We start from the raw sequence: 20,699 nt of genomic DNA, 5'->3' as shown, positions 1-20,699 counted from the left end.
AAATCGCTTAGCAATGAAAAGATTTATAAATATAAAATTATTCTTTACCCTCTTCCTGGCAGTTGGGATTGTTTCATCATGTGATGATGGCTTTGGTGAATTGAATCTGGATCCTGATGCGATCACCAGTGTTACACCGGGACAGCTTTTCTCCAAGGCATTGATCAGTAGCTCGAGGGTGGACATGGAACCCAGGACCAATTATTTCCATGCCTTTATGCAATACGGGTTTAACGGGTTTTGGTCAGGGACTAATTATGCTATCAGTGATGGCATTATTTCCAGGTACTTTAACAGTATGTATACCAGTCCCGTCAAAAACATAACGTTTCTTATCAATGAATTTAACGATGATGTGCCGGCTGGCAATACCATAGCGGCGGCAAGGATCTGGAAAGTGTTCTTATTTCAAAAGCTCACGGATGTTTATGGTGATATACCCTATTTTGAATCGGGCAATTCACTCGAGACCCGCAATTTTACCCCGGCCTATGATAGTCAGCAGGCGATCTATAATGATCTGATCAAAGAATTGAGAGAGGCCAAGGCAGCCTTCGATCCGGATGATGAAAATGGTATCAGAGGAGATCAGTTTTATGGAGGGGATATCGTTCGATGGGAGAAACTTGCCAACTCACTCCTGTTGCGTATTGGCATGAGGTTATTAAAGGTTGACCAGGGACTGGCACAGGAACTTATCAATGAGGCAGTATCTGCTGGCGGAAGCGGGGTAATGAGTAGTAATGAGGATATGCCGGTGATGAGGCATACGGAAAATGAGCCTAATCCCTTTGAATTTAATCTCAATGATCAGCATTTTTTGTTACATAAAACCCTGGTTGACCATATGAAAGTAAAAGGCGACCCCCGGCTCAACATCTATGGTGCCATTCACAATGAACCCAGGGGAGTCGTAACCTCTACAGATACAACCGAGTACGAGGGTTGGAGCTTCGATGAGAATGACCCGGAAGAAAATGTCAGAGTTACCTTCAGTATCTACAGAAATGAGGAGACCCCTTTTTTCCACTTCAGTTATGCCCAGGTGGAGTTTTTACTGGCTGAAGCAGCGGTGAGAGGACTCATTGCCGGTGATCCGGCTGCACACTATGAGGCCGGTATCAGGGCGCATATGGAATCACTGTCAGACCTGCCTACCGGTCCGGCGGTTACCGGTCAGGAAATTGATGATTACATTGCGGCTAATCCTCTCGATGATCCCAATGACCCCTCGGATGACTCAAACGAGGCAAAAATTGAAAAAATTGCCACCGAGTTTTGGGTATCGGCTTTTTTGTTTGATGCCGATGAAGCATGGAACAACTGGAAAAGAACAGGTTTTCCTGATTTGATACCAAATCCTAATACGCTGGATCAGGCAGTGGGTAGTGATTCACCCGGGAGAATACCCAGGAAACTCCCTTATCCACAAGCCGAATTTGTTAACAATGGTGTCAACGTACGGGAAGTATTACCAAATTTTGGAAATGCCAACGATTTCAATGAGGCCTCCAGGGTATGGTGGGATGTAGAGTAGGAATTTGACGATCGAAATCGATGCAAAGCTATTTAAGAATAGATTACATTGACAGGGGGGGATTTTTCCCCACCCCTGTCAAAATATGGCCCTTCTTTTCGGATTTTAAGTTGTCCGTTTTGCAGGCATTTTTACTTTTCCTGATGCCCACACTTTTACCCTCACCCGTATGGTCCCAGGAGCCCTCGAAACTTTTCACCTTATTAAGCAGCGATCATACCGGTGTTACCTTTGAAAACACCCTCGAGGATACAAAAGAACATAATATTTTCCGTTATGAAAACTACTACAGTGGTGGTGGGGCAGGTATCGGTGATTTTAACCGTGACGGCCTCCCGGACATTTTTCTAACTGGAAACCTTGTCGGAAATCAGTTGTACATCAACCAGGGTGATTTCCGCTTTGAAAACATCACAGACCCCGCCGGTATCATAGATGATGGGGCATGGTCGTCAGGGGTGGCAATAGCCGATGTAAACGGAGACGGATGGGACGATATCTATGTTTGCAACGAAATGTATGACAATGCTGCCGAACTAAGAAAGAACAAGCTTTACGTCAATAATGGCGATTTAACATTCACCGAGAGCGCTGAGCCATATGGTCTTGCTGATAAAGGAAGGTCAAGACAGGCAATTTTTTTGGATTACGATCGCGACGGTGATCTTGACCTCTTTCTTTTGAACTCTCCCCCGGAGCCCGGAAAATATTCAGGCATTTCCTGGGATAACCTCCTAGTAGATAAATACAGCCCCAGGTTATATCGAAACCAGGGAGGCAGGTTTACAGATGTCACCGGGCAAGCCGGTGTTTTGAAGGCAGGATTTCCTAACAGCGCTTCAACAGGTGATTTTAACCATGATGGCTGGCCGGATATTTATGTGGCCAATGATTTCAGGGCTCCTGATTTTTTATATATCAATAACGGAGATGGCACATTTACTAATATAATCGATCAGGCCATGAAGCATATCTCCAACTTTAGTATGGGAGTGGATGTGGCAGACATCAATAATGACGGATTGCTGGATATTTTTGTACTCGACATGGCCGCTGAGGATAACTACCGGTCCAAAGCCAATATGAGTGGCATGAATCCCGGGGCTTTCTGGCAGGTGGTCAACGAAGGAGGACATTTTCAGTATATGTTCAATACCCTGCAGCTTAACCGAGGAAACAATCATTTTAGCGATATTGCGCAAATAAGCGGTGTATCTTCTACAGACTGGAGCTGGTCAAATCTTATAGCCGATCTGGACAATGACGGATACAAGGATATTTTTGTCACGAATGGGATCATGAGGGAAATAAGAAACACCGATGCTTTTCTCAAAATACCCGGGTATGTTAAAGCAATTGCCCATGATTACCTTAAAAAGAATCCCGGGCAAAAGGGTTTGAATATCTGGGATGTGGTAAATCTCGACAGTGTTTTGGCATTTTTGCCATCCCAGAAGTTGCCCAACTATGCCTTCAGGAACAACGGTGACCTGACGTTTACCAAAAAGAGCAGGGATTGGGGACTGGATCATCAGACTTTTTCCAATGGCTCGGCCTTTGCGGATTTGGATAACGACGGCGACCTTGACCTGGTTGTGAATAACATCAATGACAAGGTATTTATTTATAGAAACAACGCCGACAGGCTGGTGGCCAACCATTACCTTCGTGTAAAACTTACCGATGGTGAAAATCACCATTTGATCGGCACAAAAATAGAAATACAACACGGCAGCCACCGTCAGTTTTTTGAGATCACCAACGCCAGGGGAATGTTCTCTTGCTCAGAATCAATAGCCCATTTCGGCCTGGGACAAGATAAAAAAGTAGATCGGATAATCGTTACGTGGCCCGACCAGAGACAGACCGTCAGGAAAAACATTAAGACAAACCGGTTGATGACAATCGATAAGGGAAAAAGTAACCTGTTGTCACCGAAACCGGTTGAAAAGCGTCAGCCTTTGTTTGAAAATCACACCGGCAAATCGGGCATCGAGGTCAGGCATCGTGAAAATGATTTTGACGATTTTGAAAAACAGGTGCTATTGCCACACCAGTTGTCCCGGTTTGGTCCTGCCCTGGCAGTGGCTGATGTGGATAACAATGGCCTGGAAGATTTTTTTGTGGGAGGAGCATCGGGCTACAGCGGTGAACTTTATCTGCAATTTCCGGATCAGAAGTTTTCCAAAATGACCCATGCACCATGGGAAGCCGATCAAATGTCAGAAGATGTCGACGCACTGTTTTTTGACTCGGATGGTGACGGAGATTTGGATTTGTATGTAGTAAGCGGAGGCAATGAATTTGAACCGGGAAATGTAAGTTACCAGGACAGGTTATACATCAATTCGAACGGAAAGTTTGAAAAATCGGATGGTATTTTACCCGGTATGCCCGTCAGTGGGTCTAAAGTGGTTCCCGGCGATTATGACAACGATGGGGATACCGATCTTTTCCTTGGTGGCAGGCTAACCCCATATGCCTACCCGCTTCCGGGTAAAAGCTACCTGCTGGAGAATAACAATGGGAAATTTTCAGACATTACTTCAGAGGCTATTCCCGAGTTATTGGCTATTGGCATGGTGACCGACGCCGTCTGGACCGATTTTGATAACAATGGAACACTCGACCTCATTGTGGTTGGAGAATGGATGCCTGTTACATGTTTCAAAAACACGGGAAAAAGTTTTAAAAATATAACCCTTGAAACAGGCCTCGAAGGAACAACAGGCTGGTGGTTTCGCATAACCAAAGGAGATTTTGATAAAGACGGTGATGATGACTACGTTGTTGGAAATTTGGGAAAGAACGCTAAATATAAAGCCAGTGAAAGCGAACCTTTTCAAGTCCACTATGACGATTTCGATGATAACGGTTCGAATGATATTGTTTTAAGTTATTACAATTTTGGAGGGATCTACCCTGTGCGGGGCAAATCGTGTTCATCCCAACAAATCCCCTCACTTCGAAAGAAGTTTAAAACCTATGATTTATTTGCGTCATCGGATCTGAATGCAATTTATGGCGCCGATAATCTGGACAGGGCATTACATTATGTGGTGAAAACATTTGCCAGTGTATTTATTGAAAACCTGGGTAAAGGTCAATTTAAGCTTTCGCCACTTCCGAATGAGGCGCAGCTATCGAGTATCAATGATGTGGTCATCGATGACTTCAACAAGGACGGGAATCTCGATGTATTGCTGGCCGGTAATTTATATGCCGCTGAAGTAGAAACACCGAGACATGATGCCAGCGTAGGTCTTTTGATGACCGGGGACGGCAAGAATAACTTCGAGGTTGTTCCCCCTGATGCCAGCGGATTTTATGCCCCCTATGACACAAAAAATGTGGCAGTTATTCACATAGGAAAAGATAAAATGATACTGTTGGGAGCCAATGATGATTATCTGCAGCTTTTTAAGGTATTGAAAGTTAAGAATCTTTAGCGCTCCAATTTTGGCCTTATCCTGCTGCTTTTGCCCATAAGGCTTGGGTTACTTGTCGAAAAACCATACCTCTGGTCAATAAAGGTTTATGAGCTCGCTCGATACCTGATGCAAATTTAACATTTTAGAATACTAAATTATCCAAATCAGGGCCAGTATAATCATTGTGTGAAAATTTATTACTAAAATTAGTATTGCTTATTCCGGTCTTATGGTTCTTGGTTTTTTGAAAGAAATGGATTAATATAAATGAAGTCGAGTTACATAACTTAAGCTAAAGGATTACTTTGCGTATGTAAAATGGTGTTTGAGGGGCTGCTAATTAGCGATGGCTTAATCATGGCATGGTAGAAATAATTAGTTGACGTTTGTGAATTGATCATTATTAAAAAGTTGATTTATGGAAAATGATGCGTGGCGACGTCTGAGGAATGGAGATATACTTGCCTTAGCATCCCTATTTGATGAATACAAGGATGATCTTTTTTCTTATGGAATCCATGTTTTCAAAAAAAGAGAATTAGTAGAAAATGCTATCCAGGATTTATTTGTTGAACTGGCCTCCAAATGGTCAAAACTTCCGGAGGTTAATTGTTTAAAGGCCTATTTATTTCGAGCCTTGAGATATAAAATTCAACGTCAATTATCAGCCTTTAACGCTAAAAATGAAAGGTTATTCACAGATGTTTTTGACCATGACCTAACGCAGATCTCTCCTGAGGATCAATTGGTTAATGCTGAAACCAAAAGACTGAATGATCAAAAAATACGACATACCATTTTGCAGTTGGCCCCCCGTGAAAAAGAAATCATCCATCTGCGGTTTTATCAGGATTTAAGTTTTGAGAAGATCGCTGATATTATGAATTTAAATTATCAAACGAGCCGTAACTTGCTCGCCAGAGCAATCAAAAAGATTCGGTGTAAATTTGACGAGCATTATTTGGCTCAAAAATAACAGGACTGTCCCAAATTCTTTTTTCACTATCCTATTTCTCACCTTAACCATGCCTTCAATTAATCAAAGCATATCGAAGGACTGGCCTTTGCCGGTATACTCAGGCAGTTCTTCATCAATTCTGGCGAAAGGATATTTCAAATTTTAATTTATGTTTTTCGATGGCCTGATCATAGTGAATTATCAAAGATTTAGCAGGCGCTAAAAAACTTTTATGTGCATACCAAAAAGGTTCACCAAAATTGATGAAGAACCAATCAGGCTTTTCACTTCCGGCGTGATCCGACATTTTCAAACCCCTATCGGAGCCTCTCAAAAAGGCTTTTTGAAAAATTTGTTTTGATATATAGTTACAAGGTGGGTATTTCTTGTACTATAATAAAAAAACCGGGGAATTGCGCATGAGTGATATAGATTACACCAAATACAAAGCTGAAGATTTTGTACAGGATTCTAAATTTTATCAGTGGGTGGTGTCGCCTGATGATGAGGTCAAAGCATTTTGGAAAGAGTGGTTGACCCAAAACCCTCAAATGCTTGAAGAAGTAACGTTGGCGAAAATCATGTTGACGTCAATTATAGAGAGCAAACCATCCTATAAGCTATCTGAACAAAAAAGTAAGGCAATACTGGAAAAATCGGTGCAGGCCTATTACCAAACCAGGCAAAAGGATTCAAAGCCCGAACCGGCCCCTAAAACTGTTCCCATTCAACGCAGCCTATTTAAATGGGTCTCAGTCGCTGCTGCAATTGGGCTGATTGTCAGTATTGTTGTAATCAACAAGACCTGGGATTTGGCCGGAGAAACCTATAAGACTGAATTTGGAGAAATCAGGCATGTTACACTCGCGGATGGATCGGAGGTGGTTTTAAACGGAAATTCTCAGCTAAAGATTCCAAAGACCTGGGATACCGGGCAGGCAAGAAATGTATGGTTAAAAGGGGAGGCATTTTTTTCAGTGCAACACCTGACATCCGAAATAAAGTTTGTTGTGCATACGGCCGATTTACAGGTCGAGGTCTTGGGAACGGAATTTAATGTCAATAACAGAAGAAATAAGACCAAAGTTGTGTTGAGCTCGGGTAAGATAAAAGTTAATCTGGAGAAAAATAAGCAAACGTTGGAAATGCAACCCGGCGACTTTATCGAATTCTCGAGCCAAAGTAACGAGATCAACAAAAAAAAGGTTGATTCGAAGAAATATACGGCTTGGACCAACTTTGAGCTTACTTTTCATAGTACCCCGGTCGAAGAGGTGTTTGAGACGCTGGAAGATGTTTACGGATACTCAGTAGTCGTAGAAAATCAAGTAGATTTTTCGGGACTAAGCCTTACTTCAAAAGTTTCTGCAAGGGATCCTGAAATTCTGCTACGGGTTTTGGAAAACACTTTCCAAATGAAAATTAGACGGAACAAGAAGCAATTGCTAATCACAAAGTAAAAATCAGCCCTGTCAGTTATTTACATACTGCCACTTATTCATTGACAGGAACTGATTATGGTATAACGTTAAATGACTGCCTATGCGATTTAATTTACAAGTATTTGTCACATTTATTTTTATGGTGTCGGTTGTTTGGGTGCCTTTTAAAATACCTGCTCAGGCGACTAATTTTTATAATCGGGTGGAATTGGTTTCTCTTAACGTACGAGAGAAACAAGACCCTTTGGAAAATCAAAAGCAGCCTTTAAGGCAAGCTTTATTGGGCTTGGAGGAAAGATTTCAAATCAACCTTTCCTTTAATGATGAGTATGTGCAAGGGGAATCAGTGGACAAAAAAAAGACGGTCGGTAATGATGTTGAAAAAATTCTTGCCGAAATTCTTTCTCCTTTTCAATTGATTTATGTCAAATTGGATCAGAAACACTATGTCATAAAATCTTCCCGGCCGAACGTAGAAAAAGCCATTTCCAAATTGGACAGGAAAAGATTTAAAATTTTGCCTGATCGGATTTTAAATCCGCAAAAAACCATTGACACGACCATTCCTGCTTTACGGAAAGGCGGTGACCACATTGTTTCCGGTAAAGTTACCGACAGGGCCGGCGAACCTATTCCTGGCGTCAATGTAATTATCAAAGGATCGACACAAGGTGTAATCACAGATAGTGATGGCAGCTATGTGATGGTGGTGGATGATAAGCAAGCTACCCTGATATTTTCGTTTGTGGGTTATGAAACCATAGAAATGCCTGTAAATGGGAGGTCGGCCATCGATGTAGTATTGTTTGAAAACCTGCAGACCCTCAATGAAGTGATTGTAACGGCCCTTGGTGTTGAAAGGTCGACAAAATCGCTGGGTTATGCGGTTAGTAATGTAAAAGGTGAAGAGATTGGTGAAACGGCCGAATCCAATGTAATCAATGCGTTATCGGGGAGAGTGGCAGGGTTAGATATCAGTTCCTCATCAGGGGGTGTGGGCGCTTCATCCAGGATCATATTAAGGGGAGTAAAAACAATAGGCGCTAACAGTGATCAACCTTTATTTGTAATTGATGGGGTTCCGGTCAATAATTCTTTGAGAGCTACGGGACGCATTGACTATGGAAATAGCATTGCGGATTTCAACCCCGATGACATTGAGGAAATAACGGTTTTGAAATCGGCCGCTGCTGCTGCTTTATATGGTTCGGCGGGGGCTAATGGTGTGATCGTCATTAAAACCAAAAGCGGGAAGGGTAACAAGAACCTTGGTTTTGAGTTTAATAGCAGTCTTACATTGAGTGAACCCTTCAGGTTAATTGATTACCAAAACGAATATGGCCCCGGATTGCCGGGAGTTGATTGGAACTATTATGATCCTGTAGGCGGTACAGGCAATTCCTGGGGCGATCCCTTTGGCGTACAAGAGACAGCCGTGCAATGGAATAGCCCGCTGGACGCAGAAGGTAACCCTGTTCCTTTGCCACTTCGCGCATATCCGGATAATGGGAAAGATTTTTTTGATACAGGGGTAATGCGCGAATTAAGCCTGGCAGCTTCTAAAGGTGAAGAAGGTAAGTATCATTTTAGATTGGCCTTAAGGAACGCTGAAGAGCAAGGCATGGTGCCTACCTCAGAGCTAACCAGAAATACGATTACATTGAATGCAGGGGTAAATATAACAGAGAAGCTGGAGACAAATGTAAATTTAATTTACGCCAATCAGGAAAGCCCCAACAGGGTTGCTACCGACAATTGGTCGAATAATCCAATCAGACAGGCCCTGATTGTACCCAGGCACGTTGATGTAAAAGCGCTCCGCAATTATGAACATTTGCTTGCCAACGGTGTGCCTGTTCCATTTGAGGTTACAGGCCAGGATCCCCAGGTGATCGTACCGGGCTGGACTGCCGCAGATGGAGACTTCTTTCCCAATCCTTTCTTTACACTCAACAACGAAAAAAATGAATACAGTAATGAGCGGATTTTTGCTTCGGCCCATATTAAATATAAATGGACCGATTGGCTGCAACTGGATGCTAAAGTCAACCAGGAAGTAATCGATGAAAAAATTGAACAAAAAAGGAATGAGGGGGTCCGGTTATGGACGGGATCATTCTTTGGGTATGCCGGGTCCTATTACCGGGATGTTTTTCAGAGAAAAAATACTTTTGCCAATGTGATCCTGACTGGAAACAACCGCATTGGAGCGTTTGGTTTTAATGCCATACTGGGAGCAGAGACAAGGACTTTCGTACTTGATGGTGCCTGGCAACGGGCGCTTGAATTAGAACTTCCTAATTTGTTTACGATTAATAATGCCGTGGGTAATCCGCAGCTTGATCAATATTATTCGGAATCAAAAATCAACAGTGTTTTCGGCAATGTGGATTTCGATTACAAAAACCTGGTCTTTTTTACCCTGACAGGGCGTAATGACTGGAACAGTACCTTACCCATTTCAAATAACTCGTTTTTTTACCCATCCGCATCATTAAGTTTTATTATGAGTGATTTACTGGATCTGCCATCTGCTATTTCTTTTTTGAAATTTCGAGGCAATGCGGGCAGGGTTGGCATCGGCACCTCAGCTTATCAAATTGACCCTACTTTGTCAACAAATACCAGATTAGGCGATGTATTTGAGGCAACCATTGCCAATGGGCTTAACAATCCAACCCTAAAACCAACGAGAACAACCACCTATGAAGTGGGTATGGATCTACGGCTTTTTGACGCCAGATTAAACTTCGATGTGGCCTTGTATACGGGAAAATCCGAAGATCAAATCCAAAGAGTACTTTTACCCGGATCTTCAGGATATACAAGCAGAATCATTAATGCCGGAGATATTAAGAATGAAGGCATCGAAATAGCTGTAACGGCAATCCCTGTTGACAAAGCTATCAGATGGGATGTTGGTTTTACTTATGCCAGAAATGTAAACGAGGTACTTTCGCTTGCCGAAGGTGTTGACGAATTACAGATAACCGCAAAATACTCCAACATCAGAACCGTTGCCAGGCCAGGTGAGCCTTATGGCCAATTGGTGGGCAATGGGCTCAAACGTGACCCAAATGGTAATGTGATCCACAATAACGGTCTTGCGGTTCAAACAGACCAGCAGGTTGTATTGGGAAATGTTACTCCCGATTGGTTAGGAAGCTTTATGAGTACTGTCAGTTATAAAGGGCTTAGCCTTACAGCGCAGGTCAATGCAAAATTCGGAGGGGATATATTCTCATTAACCAATCAATGGGCAGCCAGTGCAGGACTTACGAAAAGTACGCTTTCTCCTCACAGAAACCAGTCTATCGTCGGAGAAGGGGTTATGGAGGTGATCAATGGAGATGAAGTAAGCTATGTGCCCAATAACGTGGCAGTGCCCTACAGAGATTATGTTGGAAATCTGATGAGGTGGGGACTTCATGAACCGGTGGTTTATGATGGCACCTACATCAAGCTGAAAGCTATCCAAATTTACTATTCCATACCGCAAAAACTGGTTGACAGATGGCTCCCTTTTCAACGCATGAGAGTAGGTGTAGCAGGCCGGAATTTGGCATTGTTATATGCCAAGGCGCCTAATTTCGATCCGGAGGCGTCGATGTCTGCAAGAAACACCGATTTAGGGTTTGACATGTTTAATTTACCCACTGCCAGAACGGTCACGTTCAACTTGTCCTTTAGGTTTTAATTATTAATGGTTGAAGATTATGAAAAATTTAGCTACAAATCAAAGTTGGTTGTTGCCGCTGCTTTTTCTTTGGGTGCTTTCCGGTTGTGACGATAACTTTGAAGCAATCAACACCGATCCCAACGCTTTTTCAGAAGTGCCGGCACATTTTTTTCTCCCGGGTTCCATATTATCCATGGCCAATGCAGAAAATGATTATTTTGACGGATATCTTTATCCGTCATCCTGGATTCAGCATACGGCTTTGGTTAGCTGGGATCAACCGGGCAATTATTTTTACGAAAAAGGCCGTTCAAGCCTTTGGAATAATTTATACCGGGGGCCTTTAGTGGATCTGGATTTGATGATTGCACAAGCTGAGGAGGAAGAAAATCAGTCTCTCAAGGCAGTAGGTATGATTTTGCATGCTTACGGATTTTCACTGTTGGTCAATGCCTTCGGGGATGTGCCATACAGCGAGTCTTTTCGGGTGGATGAAGGAATTAATCAACCTGTCTATGACGGGCAATCGACTATCTATGAGGCGATTCTTGCACAATTGCGACAAGCCGATGCGCTGCTTGACGGTGTGACCAGCATAGATATCGATCGGGATTACGATATCCTTTACCGGGGTGATGGCCTCAAATGGAGAAAGTTTGCCAATAGCCTAAGGTTTCGTTTATTAATGCATATATCTGCCATCACCGATGTCGCATCAGAGCTATCGGGCATTTCTCCCTTGTTTGAAAGTAGTGATGATAACGCCATCTATCGATATCCGGGAGATATAGAAGGTGCCATTTATTCACCGGCCCAGGCCATAGGACCGGAGGCTACAGACCAGGGGCATAGAATGGCATCGCCATTGGTTGACAGGATGACTGCCACCAATGATCCAAGGTTACCCCTGTATGCCTTGGTCAGTGAAGATGGAGGAACTTATGCGGGCGTGCAACCGGGTATCTATTTTGTGGAAGATGATGTATTCTCAGGCATTAATCCGGCCGGTTTCACGCGTGATGCCACCATTACCTTCATGGACTACTCCGAATTATTATTCCTGCAGGCAGAAGCGGCCGAAAGAGGTTTGATTACCGGAGATGTAACCGCTTTTTTAAGCGATGCGATCGGTTGGAACATGACCCGCAGGGGTGTGGTAAGTGATGCTATTATTGATTACGTTGCTAACGTACTTTCAGACGGTACCGACCTCGAAGAAATTTATATGGAAAAGTGGGTAAGTATGTTTGGCAGAGGTATGCAAGCCTGGACAGATTACCGCAGAACCGGTATGCCCGGTCTTTCCCCGGTACCTGGCGGCATTGTTAATGTGATACCCAGAAGGTTTAGCTATCCTGAAAATGAGCAAGCGACCAACAGCGTAAACATGCAGGCCGCTGCTGCCAAACTGAGTAATGGAGATAACCTCGACTCACAATTAATCTGGACTATACACTAACGCTGTAAATTATTTGATCATGAAAAGATATATATACCCACTGTTTATAGTTTTGCCATTATTGTTTTCAGGATGTCTTGATGAACCCGGGCCATTTGCCAGTGATGCAACGCCCGGACTATCTGTTACCTATGATGAAGAAGTCAGCGAAATTACTTTTACTAAAAATCCCGATGCAACCATCACAGGAGCAATAAACATATCAGGTAAGTTCTTTGTCAATCCTGCGGCCGTATTTGATCGGGTGGTGATTATAAAAGCCTTAATGGATAACGATTTCAAGGTGATTGAAGAAAGTCTGGCCATTGGGGATTTAGCTTTCTATGATTCTGTTGTTTTTTCTATTTCCAGCGTTGAAGCGCTTTTTGATGGATTGAGCATCGAGCCTGATGAAATTGTGGTAGGATCGACTTTTGGCTTTCGGCCAATAGGCATTTTACCCTCGGGAGATACGATCGAGGTTACCAACTCGGTAACTGTAATTCCCGATTATATTGCCTTTTGTGAGATACCCGATTTGGCGCTGGGAACCTGGGTGGCGACCAATACGGTATCCGGCTTTTCCAAAGAGGTAGAACTCATTTGGAATTCTAATGAAAATCTTTACGTTTTGACTGATTTTGGATTGGATTGGAGCAATTGGGATGATTTTTGGTATGGCACAATGTTCTCCCTTGCATGTCCGATAGTAAACACAGATCCTGTAGAGATTAATCTTGCCGGTAGGGGATGGGACACTGATGAGGAATATGAAATGCTTGCCGATGACGGCGTTACCATAGAAAAGAGAAGGTTAAGATATATGCCCTATATCTATAAGGAGGCTTCACCTGTTGGCTATTTCGATGCAACGACTGGCAGCTTAATTTTTGATGGTGTAAATTTAACAGATGCCTGGTGGGATGCCGATAGCCACGACCAGGTAAGCCTCACCTTCTCTAAAAAACCTTAATGGCCCTATTCAAACGACAGGGGAAAAATGTATTTACCTTTGATGGTTAAAAATGGGACATCGCCAAGCGATAAAGGAATGGAAAATGTGTGCCGGAAAAACTCTGAACGACAGGGGAAAAATCCATCTCCTGTTTTAGAAAAATGGTTATCAGACAGTTAAATAGAATTATATGAAAGGGTACAGACTAAAAATGACATCGCTTTTCATCTTAGGTGTTACGATATCAACGGCATTACCTGCCTATTCCCAGGAATGTAAGGTGGTTCGTTTTGTTTATTTCGTCGAATCGGATTATGATTTTAATCAGGAAGACAAAGACGCTATAGCGTCGCATGCCCTCGCCTTCCAACAATATTGGTATGAACAACTGGGGGTGACTTTTTATCTTAATGATCCGATGGTAGAGGTGATTTATGCCGACCATCCCAGCAGTTGGTATATAAATACGCCCGACGGTATCCACGGGGATCAGGCGAGATGGTACCGATTGGGAAACATTAAAAAAGAGGTTTATTCAAAACTAAACATTGAAGATTTCGATCCTAACAACAGGGTCGTAAATTATCCTGCTTCCCGCAGTGACGGTAAAGTCGGGGCTAACTTCGGAGGTGCCTGGATGGATGCCGATGACATGTGGTGTATTTCAGGTAAATCCGGCTCTTTTCCTTTTGATGAAGGTACTTCCGCTCATTGCCTCGGTCACGTGGTACATGAATTTGGCCATGTCCTCGGGTTACCCCATCAGGGCCCCCGGACGGATTGTATGCAATTTGGTTTTTATAATAATACCGGAGGGTCGGGTATGTGCGACTTTTCCCGGGAAAATGTGGACCAAATCCTGGCTGACTCCGACAATACAGGTTGGTTTGAAGCAATTCCCGGACAAATTTGCGGATCATCGGGTGTTGTTTGTGTCAGCGATAGTGATCATGACGGAGTATGTGACCCGACTGATCAGTGTCCGGGATTCGATGATACACTTATTGGTACTTCCTGTGACGATGGTGACGATGCCACTACAGATGATCAATACATTAACGCGGGCTTTGCAGGTTGTAGATGTGAGGGCAAGGTAGTTGTTGGGGTCGATGAAAAGGCATTTGAAAATAACTTGAAGATCTATCCCAATCCATCATTTAATTTTATTACTGTCGAGTCGGGGACTTATATGGATGCCACAGTCGAAATCATCAGCTTAACCGGCAAAATCTGGTTATCGAAATCTGCCTCCAACCGGACTGAGTTGAACCTGGCGTCTCTTCCGAAAGGTGTTTATATACTCAGGGTATGTCATAAAGATTCTATTATTCAAAGAAAAATAATCAGGAGGTAATGTTGCAAAAGTAAGGCGAGGGCATTTCATAACTTCAGAAAATGGTTCCTGAAATTACAGGAAGTAGACAGAGCTACCCAACCTTACATAGCGTATGGTTAAAGCTGAGCAACTCTGCTACCTTAAAGGTCCCCTAAAAACTTATCAAAATCCATTTATTCGATAAGCAATCTTTTTATAATTCTCAGATGGCCTTATTCCCTCATTTCCTTCCAGCACCAAAATCAAAATCACCGAGCCGGAATCATCCATAGGGGAATCAATCGGTCTATCGTTATATCCTCACCTGTACAAGATAGCAACCAGATGAAGCATAACAGTAGCACAGCCATAGGTTTAATTCGTGTGTCTGTTTTCATAATTTATGATTGATGGTGAATATTTACTTTAAAGTAAATGGGCTGTATAACAAAAACTTATGCTTACTTTGCAAAATGTAATACTATATTTCCGGTTGAGGCGCTGTGAAGGTTTTCCGTTTGTATGATGGTACTGAGTACAGTCATAAAGCCTACAAAATGGTGCGTCATTGTGTTGTCCTGCACCAAAAAAATGCGTGATAGACCAATTATCGCTACCATGCAATTAAGGGATCACTACCTATCTGATACGCTGATTTTCAGGATGAATGGTAATATTGGATATTCGCCTCCCCGGTACAGGGAAGGGAGCCATATTGGGCCGCCTCGCTTTTTTCGGGGCTTTAAAATCGTAGTTTTTACCAACTAGAAGGGCTAATACACGGTTCAAATGGGTGATCGATATTTGTTTTTTGAAAAGATTAATTTTTCAGGAAATACCGAACCCATCGATTTCCGGCGGACTTCAAAACACGAAATTTCATCGTCATCCCTATCGCATAGGTTGAAGTAGCAAGGGGATACGCCCCTTTGTAATAAGTGCTTCAAACCCCCATCGGGATAAATTTTGAGACATACAGGATTGTAATTGCTAATCATGATAAATATAAATAACGCCAATAAAGGATAAGCGGCCTCCATGTTTTTGTACCTGACGTGAAGTTGCCCTTTTGCCTGGCGTATTTTTTCAATGCTGCAGCTAAACTGTCTTAAATCTTCCACCATGTCGAGCCAAATCATATCCATCATACTGAATTTCCGCCATTGCTTGTTAGCGTCCCTTGCGGCAGGAATTATCTCTTAATTATCCCAGTGGTTGATTAACCGGTATTCTTTACCTGCCCCTTTATTGACCATTCCTGTTTTTTTGTTCAATGCATTGCTTAAAGCTTTGATGTCAGGCGCCCTGAAAAAATTTTCAACATTTTCTGGGCTAAACCATCCATTCTGTAAGTTGCCCGACCTGTTTTTCCATTGTTTTAAAGGTTTAGTCGAACCATGGTTCAAAACTATGCACACCGGTATATTTTCGGACAGAATAAAAGCCAACCTGAGCAAAGCATAGTAAAGGGCTGCCCTTAGAGCAACCCTTGATTAGTAAAACAATGACATGCGCACCTCAAGCAGGTTTGTCAATCAAATTTTGCTTAATCACATGCATGAATTTTTTGTATTTCGCGTCAGGTGGATTGTTGGGAGACAATCCAATTCGCGCTTTTTAATGATCAAATCAGCATAAAAATTAAAAGCCTGTTCCAAAAGTTCTTTATCATTTTTCGGATCCATCCTTTCGACCAATTTGTTTTGACGATCAAAATACCATTCTTTAAATTCATTTGTAAGGTTATTATCAAAACCCATAATGGCTGAAATTAATGGGCTAAAACCCAGGAAGCCAGCGTAGGCGTCAATTCCTTTCGTGGCCAGGTCATTGGCGCATTTCACGTTTTTCAATTCAGCTTGGATCAGGAACAAGATAAGCTCGACCTTTGGAGGCAGGTTGACTCATGGTGTGTTTTGTAACCCATTAATTCCGGATCGCAATCTTCAATTTCAAATTGTCTTATAACCCCTAAAACTGCGTTTTGGTAGCTTTGTAATTCTTCGATTCCCGATAAAGGGATCGCGATCTTTCATTGATTTTCTTTTTGATCGTATTCTATCATGATTTATGGAATTAGGTGTAATAAAAAAGTGAGTTGTGTTTTACAATTTCACAGGTTGTGTTTTATCGGGCCCTGTTTAACGCACTAAAGTAGAGGAGAAATTTAATTGTATCCTACTACCGCAATGCGTAGTATTTTACGTTACTTTTGTTTTGGCATAGACGATTCAAAAGTTTTGTATCAACCCTGGGAATTGATATATTTATGCTATGGAAAATAACACAAAACCCCGCTCCAAACACATGGGAAGAAAGATTGGCCGCATGCGTGAACTGTTGGGTATCAGACAGGATGCGGTCGCCGACAAATTAGGTATCAGCCAGCAAACCGTCTCCAAAATTGAACGGAGTGAAAATGTCGATGATGAAATGCTGGCCAAGATGGCCAAAGCGCTGGGTATAAATGTAGAGGCCATTAAAAGCTTCGATGAGGAATCTATTGTTTACAATATTATTCAAAACAATTATGAAGGGGCAACGAATAATACACATAGCGAAAACCCTCAATATCATTGCACTTTCAACCCTATCGATAAGTTGATGGAGGTTGTTGAAGAAAACAAAAAATTGTATCAGGAGCTTTTGAAGGAAAAGGAGACTGTTCTGAGGAGTGAAAAAGAGAAGGTGGCGATGTTGCAGAAGATGTTGGATGAAAGGAAGTGAAGTGATTTTTTAGTATTTTTTTGGGCTATGGGGATGATAAGTTTGGCCAGCGCTTAATTTCCCGTTGACTTTTGCAAATTTTTTAAATTGTGGATCCAATTTCTTTTTAGCTGTATGATTTTGGCTTATCTGATTGAATCCGGTTTTTGGAAAAAATACGAGATTAGATGTCTTAGTTTATAGTTATTGTTATCAACCAAAAGCGGACATGGCACTAACATCTTCTAATGCGTATTTCTACGGTTGTTTATTTGTTTATTAAAAGCTAGTTTGCTAAAGGTTAAAATATCTGTCTTAAACCTAAAGTAGATGTTGATTAAACTTAATACGGAGCATATAATTTCAGTTATCAATTTGATCTTCAAACTTCGTTGTTCCAAAATAACAAGGTTAGAAGCTAGACACTGAGATTGGATGAAGTGAATCGATTACTTTAGCTTATTTATATTTAAGGAATTGTACATCATACACATAGGTTAAATTTTTATTGCTTTAAAAAACAGCCATGATTTCAAGGGATGAAGCAAATGAACTTATAGCAAGTCCAAAAATACCAAAGGACGGATCATCATTGCTTTATGACCAAAGAAAGACAAAACAGGTTTATGAATTAATCTCCCAAGAAGATAATAATCTAAAGTTTAAACTTGACTACAGCGAGAGTAACAGGGTCTCACTGAAGCTTTCTTGTCACCATAGAGATTTTGGCAATCTTGGTCTTATTCGGATCGATTTCCAAGGATCAAGGCACGAGAATCCGCAAACTTTAACAGCGACAGCACCAAATTTTTTACATAACTACGTTGGGCTTGAAATACCTCCGAGAAAAGCACACATTCACATTTACGTTGAAGGGTCTGAGCTAAATTGGGCCATACCAATGGAAGATTATTTGAAACTGGATTCTGGCCAACGATTTCAATTGAATATAACGGAAATTAATGTTGAGGCAGATAAGATGAGAGCGGTTGAAGATTTTGCAAGACTGATTAATTTGCAAGCCACTTTCTCATTTTTAGGTAAATTATCGTTAAATTAAATATATGAACGAACTGTCCAAAATATTAGACGATTACTACAATTGGCTTAGATCCAAAACTCATATCATTGAGGATGAGCAGACGGATTGGACAGCCATAGCAACCCCCTTTACCGGAATATTTAACGATGGAATTGAAATTTATTGCAAAAGAAAAAATGGCAAATGGATTCTTTCGGATGGAGGAGAAACAATTAACTTACTTGAAGAAAGTGGGGTGTCGATAAGTAGATCTCCAAAGAAGAAACAGTTTGTGGATGGTATAGTAAAAAACTATGGAGTAAACGAAAGTAAGGGGGAATTCTATGTTGAAGCTAATATAGAGAATTTTTTACAAAAGAAGCATTACCTGCTACAAGCAATATTGGAACTCCATGATTTAGAATATTTATCGGAGAAAACCGTTCGTTCTTTGTTTAAGGAGGATGTTGAGAACCATCTGAACGAAAAGAGAATCATTCACGTTAGAGACGTTAAATTCGCAGGTTATAACGGATTGGATTATCACTTTGATTTTCATTTTCCAAAATTTGATAAAGAAATTGTATTAAAAGCATCAGAACAACTTCGCCAAAGCACAATTTCCTCGTTTGTTTATTCTTGGCAGAACGTTAAGAAATTAAGGGAAGAACACAATAAGAAATCATTTGAAGCAACTATCTTAGTGAACGATCTTTCACACGAACCAAAATCTGATTTAATGGAAGCATTGGCTATTGAAGGAGTACAGACCCATAGATGGTCAAAGATAGAAGAGTTTGATAAATACATCGGCCAAAATTAAAGGGCAATAGATGCCATTTGATCTTACAATGATCAAAATACCTGACAGTTAGGTAAGCATATTTAATAATATGCGGATGGAACTTTTGACTTTTTCTCTATTAAAAATCCGATGCGCATAGTATGCTTATCTGATCTCAATCATATCTTGAAGGATTTAATAATGATATATCTCTTTCCATTTTTTCGTTACAGGCAATCTGAGATACGAGGTGCCCGGTTACCGGGCCAAGGCTGAGCCCCATCATAGCATGACCGGTGGCTAAAATTAGATTTTTAAAATGCTTGGGCCGTCCCAGATAGGGGAGGCCGTCAGGACTGCAAGGACGCAGACCGGTCCATACATCCAGGTTTTGAAAGTCAACAGCTTTAAAATCGGGGAAATATTGAGGTATGGACTTAAATATACCATTTAAACGCTTTTTATTGACTTTTTCATGGGCGTTCCCTAGTTCCATGGTCCCTGCAAAACGCAATCCGTTTTGCATAGGCGTTACCGCAACCCTGGCTTCTGTGAGGATTGCGCAGATCTTTGGTCGAGCCTTGGGCTGAGGTAGTAATACACTGTATCCTTTACCGGCGATCAAGGGTAAATTGACTGAAAGGTTTCGACACAATCGGCCTGACCATGCACCCCCGGCTATGATATATTCGTCGGCGACAAAACTCTTATCTTTGGTATGAGCAGCCGTAATCACACCTGTTTTTTTAGAGAACGAGATGACTTCTGAAAACGGCAGAAATGAAACCCCCAAGGTGCAAAGCCTATGATACAAACCGGACATAAAAAGCTGTGGGGTAAGGAAGGCATCCCCAGGAAAATAAACCGCTCCGGCAATAGCTAATCGCAGGCCCGGATCCAGTTGCCTTACCTCATCCGATGATAATACCATGGCCTTTATCCCAAGCTTTTGGGCCATCGTGACCAGAGATGCTTCTTCATCCAATACTTTGAAAGTTTTACATACCATCAGCAGGCCTTTTTTCTGAAATCCAAATGCCGGCAACGCTTCTTCACCGATTTCCTCATAAAGTTGCTTACTCGCGAGATTAAGCCAACTCAATAGGGGCGCTGAACGCGTAACGTGCTTTTTGTTGGCTGCCCGGTAAAATTTCCAAACCCAGGTAATCAGGTCTTTGTCAAGGCGAAGCGGAAGATGAAAAGGACTTTCAGGGTTAAACATCCATTTTAACCCAAGTTTAATTGCCCCGGGTGCTGCAAGAGGGATAAAATGGCTGGGAACTATCATGCCTGCATTTCCGTGTGAACAACCTTGCCGGAAGTCTCCTTTGTCTATCACTGTTACTTCAAACCCTTTCTTGTTCAGAAAATAAGCGGAACACAAGCCAATGATACCACCTCCTACGACTACTGCTTTTTTAGTTTTCATAGGG

Annotated in this window: 15 protein-coding genes; 12 read left to right on the top strand and 3 right to left on the bottom strand. The window is 41.9% G+C overall.

Going from position 1 to position 20,699, the window contains the following annotated elements:
• The first annotated feature begins 13 nt into the window (after positions 1–13).
• From AC04NP_RS18630 to AC04NP_RS18590, 9 genes are all read left to right on the top strand, one after another.
• Positions 14–1,537, top strand: coding sequence for a SusD/RagB family nutrient-binding outer membrane lipoprotein (locus tag AC04NP_RS18630; protein ID WP_482861438.1), 1,524 nt, complete (start codon positions 14–16; stop codon positions 1,535–1,537).
• Between the two features lie 20 nt (positions 1,538–1,557).
• Positions 1,558–4,986: a VCBS repeat-containing protein gene (locus AC04NP_RS18625; RefSeq protein ID WP_482861437.1), complete on the top strand. Its 3,429-nt coding sequence runs from the start codon at positions 1,558–1,560 to the stop codon at positions 4,984–4,986.
• A gap of 400 nt (positions 4,987–5,386) precedes the next feature.
• Positions 5,387–5,944 carry an RNA polymerase sigma factor gene (locus AC04NP_RS18620; protein ID WP_482861436.1) on the top strand — a complete coding sequence of 186 codons (558 nt, stop codon included), beginning with the start codon at positions 5,387–5,389 and terminating at the stop codon, positions 5,942–5,944.
• 401 nt (positions 5,945–6,345) lie between these two features.
• Positions 6,346–7,386, top strand: coding sequence for a FecR family protein (locus tag AC04NP_RS18615; protein WP_482861435.1), 1,041 nt, complete (start codon positions 6,346–6,348; stop codon positions 7,384–7,386).
• A gap of 82 nt (positions 7,387–7,468) precedes the next feature.
• Positions 7,469–11,065, top strand: a complete 3,597-nt coding sequence (locus AC04NP_RS18610) for a SusC/RagA family TonB-linked outer membrane protein (RefSeq protein ID WP_482861434.1) — start codon at positions 7,469–7,471, stop codon at positions 11,063–11,065.
• Between the two features lie 19 nt (positions 11,066–11,084).
• A complete protein-coding gene (locus AC04NP_RS18605) occupies positions 11,085–12,506 on the top strand; it encodes a SusD/RagB family nutrient-binding outer membrane lipoprotein (protein ID WP_482861433.1) in 1,422 nt (473 codons plus the stop codon).
• 19 nt (positions 12,507–12,525) lie between these two features.
• A complete protein-coding gene (locus AC04NP_RS18600; RefSeq protein WP_482861432.1) occupies positions 12,526–13,458 on the top strand; it encodes a hypothetical protein in 933 nt (310 codons plus the stop codon).
• Positions 13,459–13,630: 172 nt separating this feature from the next.
• Positions 13,631–14,794, top strand: coding sequence for a T9SS type A sorting domain-containing protein (locus AC04NP_RS18595; protein WP_482861431.1), 1,164 nt, complete (start codon positions 13,631–13,633; stop codon positions 14,792–14,794).
• Positions 14,795–15,346: 552 nt separating this feature from the next.
• Positions 15,347–15,523 (top strand): hypothetical protein, encoded by a 177-nt coding sequence (locus tag AC04NP_RS18590; protein WP_482861430.1) that lies wholly within the window; start codon positions 15,347–15,349, stop codon positions 15,521–15,523.
• A 17-nt stretch (positions 15,524–15,540) separates the two neighbouring features.
• On the opposite strand, the gene AC04NP_RS18585 is transcribed toward AC04NP_RS18590, so the two are convergent.
• Both AC04NP_RS18585 and AC04NP_RS18580 read right to left on the bottom strand, forming a co-directional pair.
• A complete protein-coding gene (locus AC04NP_RS18585; RefSeq protein ID WP_482861429.1) occupies positions 15,541–15,903 on the bottom strand; it encodes a hypothetical protein in 363 nt (120 codons plus the stop codon).
• A 402-nt stretch (positions 15,904–16,305) separates the two neighbouring features.
• Complete coding sequence (locus AC04NP_RS18580) at positions 16,306–16,599, bottom strand: hypothetical protein (RefSeq protein WP_482861428.1); 294 nt, start codon at positions 16,597–16,599, stop codon at positions 16,306–16,308.
• Between the two features lie 430 nt (positions 16,600–17,029).
• Between AC04NP_RS18580 and AC04NP_RS18575 the strand changes: the two genes are divergently transcribed.
• The 3 genes from AC04NP_RS18575 (at position 17,030) to AC04NP_RS18565 (ending at position 19,305) form a co-directional block, all read left to right on the top strand.
• Entirely contained in the window at positions 17,030–17,482 is a 453-nt protein-coding gene (locus tag AC04NP_RS18575) for a helix-turn-helix domain-containing protein (RefSeq protein WP_482861427.1), read from the top strand.
• A gap of 505 nt (positions 17,483–17,987) precedes the next feature.
• On the top strand, positions 17,988–18,521 hold the full coding sequence (locus AC04NP_RS18570; protein WP_482861426.1) for a DUF6978 family protein: 534 nt from the start codon (positions 17,988–17,990) through the stop codon (positions 18,519–18,521).
• Between the two features lie 4 nt (positions 18,522–18,525).
• On the top strand, positions 18,526–19,305 hold the full coding sequence (locus AC04NP_RS18565) for a DUF1828 domain-containing protein (protein ID WP_482861425.1): 780 nt from the start codon (positions 18,526–18,528) through the stop codon (positions 19,303–19,305).
• A gap of 136 nt (positions 19,306–19,441) precedes the next feature.
• Here AC04NP_RS18565 and AC04NP_RS18560 read toward each other — a convergent pair whose 3' ends face one another.
• Positions 19,442–20,695, bottom strand: coding sequence for an NAD(P)/FAD-dependent oxidoreductase (locus AC04NP_RS18560; RefSeq protein WP_482861424.1), 1,254 nt, complete (start codon positions 20,693–20,695; stop codon positions 19,442–19,444).
• Between the last annotated feature and the right edge of the window lie 4 nt (positions 20,696–20,699).

The sequence above is a fragment of the Agaribacillus sp. DX54 genome, from assembly GCF_056858335.1.
This window is presented reverse-complemented; position numbering and strand designations above follow the sequence as displayed.